The organism is Frankia sp. CcMO1 (assembly GCF_977945845.1).
This window is the reverse complement of record NZ_CDWTMG010000154.1, coordinates 4,039-6,512: the sequence shown is the minus strand read 5'-3', so window position 1 is coordinate 6,512 and position 2,474 is coordinate 4,039. Positions and strand designations below refer to the sequence as shown.

The following is a 2,474-nucleotide window of genomic DNA, read 5'->3' as shown; positions in this document are numbered from 1 at the left end:
AGTCCGCTCGAACTTCGCCTTCGCCACGGTGGTCCTCCTGTCGGACGTGGATGTGGTGCTGCTGCTGTCGCGAACTACTCGCCGCGAGCCTTCTTGACGATTTCCTCCGCGACGTTCCGGGGAACCTCGGCGTAGGAATCGAACTGCATGGTGTAGACGGCGCGACCCTGGGTCTTGCTCCGCAGGTCGCCCACGTAACCGAACATCTCCGAAAGCGGGACGGTCGCACGGACCACCTTCGCCCCGCTCACGTCCTCCATCGACTGGATCTGGCCGCGACGCGAGTTCAGGTCGCCGATGACGTCGCCCATGTAGTCCTCGGGCGTGCGGACCTCGACGGCCATCATCGGCTCCAGCAGCACCGGGTCGGCCCGGCGTGCCGCCTCCTTGAGCGCCATCGAACCAGCGATCTTGAACGCCATCTCCGACGAGTCGACGTCGTGGGCCTGGCCGTCGAGCAGCGTGGCCTTGACGCCCACCAGCGGGTAGCCGGCGAGGATGCCGTACTGCATCGCGTCCTGGATCCCCGCGTCGACGCTCGGGATGTACTCGCGCGGGACGCGGCCGCCGGTGACCTTGTTCTCGAACTCGTAGAACGTGCCCTCGCCGGTGTCCAGCGGCGCGATCGTGATCTGGACCTTCGCGTACTGGCCCGAGCCGCCGGTCTGCTTCTTGTGCGTGTAGTCGTACTTCTGGACCGGGCGCCGGATCGTCTCCCGGTAGGCGACCTGCGGCTTGCCGACGTTCGCCTCGACCTTGAACTCACGGCGCATCCGGTCGACCAGGATGTCGAGGTGGAGCTCGCCCATCCCCTTGATGATGGTCTGGCCGGTCTCCTCGTCCTGCTGCACCTGGAAGGTCGGGTCCTCCTCGGCGAGCTTCTGGATCGCGGTGCCGAGCTTCTCCTGGTCGCCCTTGGTCTTGGGCTCGATCGCCACGGAGATGACCGGCTCCGGGAACGTCATCGACTCCAGGACGATGGGGTTCGCCGGGTCCGACAGCGTCTCGCCGGTGGTGGTGTCCTTCAGGCCGATCACCGCGTAGATGTGGCCGGCGGCGGCCTCGTCCACGGGGTTCTCCTTGTTGGAGTGCATCTGGAAGATCTTGCCGATGCGCTCCTTCTTGCCCTTGGTGGAGTTGATCACCTGGGCACCGGTGGCGACCTTGCCGGAGTAGACCCGGATGTAGGTCAGCTTGCCGAAGAACGGGTGCGCCGCGACCTTGAACGCCAGAGCGGAGAACGGGTCGTCGTTCGCCGGCCGCCGGGTGAACGTCGTCTCCTCGTCACCCATCTTGTGGCCCTCGACCGCGGGGACGTCGAGCGGCGACGGGAGGTAGTCGACGACGGCGTCGAGCATGGGCTGCACGCCCTTGTTCTTGAACGCCGAGCCGCACAGCACCGGGTAGACCTCGCTGGCGATGGTCAGCTTACGGATCGCGCCCTTGATCTCCTCGGGCGTCAGCTCCTCGCCACCGAGGTACTTCTCGAGCAGCACCTCGTCGCTCTCGGCGACGGCCTCGAGCAGCGCCTGCCGGTACTCCTCGGCCTGGCCGGCGAGGTCGGACGGGATCTCCTCGATCTCGTACGCCTCACCCTTGCCGGTGTCGCCGCGCCAGGTGAGCGCGCGCGCGTAGACGAGGTCGATGACGCCGACGAAGTCGCTCTCCGCACCGATCGGCAGCTGGATGACCAGCGGCTTGGCGCCGAGACGCTCCTGGATGGTGCGCACGGTGAAGAAGAAGTCCGCCCCGAGCTTGTCCATCTTGTTGACGAAACAGATCCGGGGGACGTCGTACTTGTCGGCCTGCCGCCAGACCGTCTCGGACTGCGGCTCGACCCCTTCCTTGCCGTCGAACACCGCGACCGCGCCGTCGAGCACCCGCAGGTTGCGCTCCACCTCGACGGTGAAGTCGACGTGCCCGGGGGTGTCGATCAAGTTGATCTGGGTGCCCTCCCAGAAACAGGTCGTCGCGGCCGACGTGATCGTGATGCCGCGCTCCTGCTCCTGCTCCATCCAGTCCATCGTGGCCGCGCCGTCGTGGACCTCACCGATCTTGTAGTTGATCCCGGTGTAGAACAGGATGCGCTCGGTGGTGGTGGTCTTGCCGGCGTCGATGTGAGCCATGATGCCGATGTTGCGGACCTTGTTGAGGTCCGTCAGCACGTCGAGTGCCACGGGGTCTGCCTCGCCTCGAGAAGTGTGGTTTCCGGTGGGACGTCGCGCCGGTGGCCCTAGGCGGCCGGTGCCGGTTCGCGGCGCCGGCCGGTCACCAGCGGTAGTGGGCGAAGGCCTTGTTGGACTCCGCCATCTTGTGCGTGTCCTCGCGACGCTTCACCGCGGCCCCCAGGCCGTTGCTGGCGTCGAGGATCTCGTTCATGAGCCGGTCCGTCATGGTCTTCTCGCGGCGGGCGGCCGAGTAGCCGACCAGCCAGCGCAGCGCGAGGGTCGTCGCCCGGGAGGCCTTGACCTCGA

Annotated in this window: 2 protein-coding genes; both read right to left on the bottom strand. The window is 66.9% G+C overall.

Annotated elements, in window-relative coordinates:
* Positions 1-74 precede the first annotated feature (74 nt).
* Positions 75-2,177: an elongation factor G gene (gene fusA / locus AC08OU_RS16880; protein WP_476605281.1), complete on the bottom strand. Its 2,103-nt coding sequence runs from the start codon at positions 2,175-2,177 to the stop codon at positions 75-77.
* 91 nt (positions 2,178-2,268) lie between these two features.
* Positions 2,269-2,474, bottom strand: a 206-nt coding sequence (locus AC08OU_RS16875; RefSeq protein ID WP_476605280.1) for an uS7 family ribosomal protein, incomplete at its 5' end; no start/stop codon positions are given.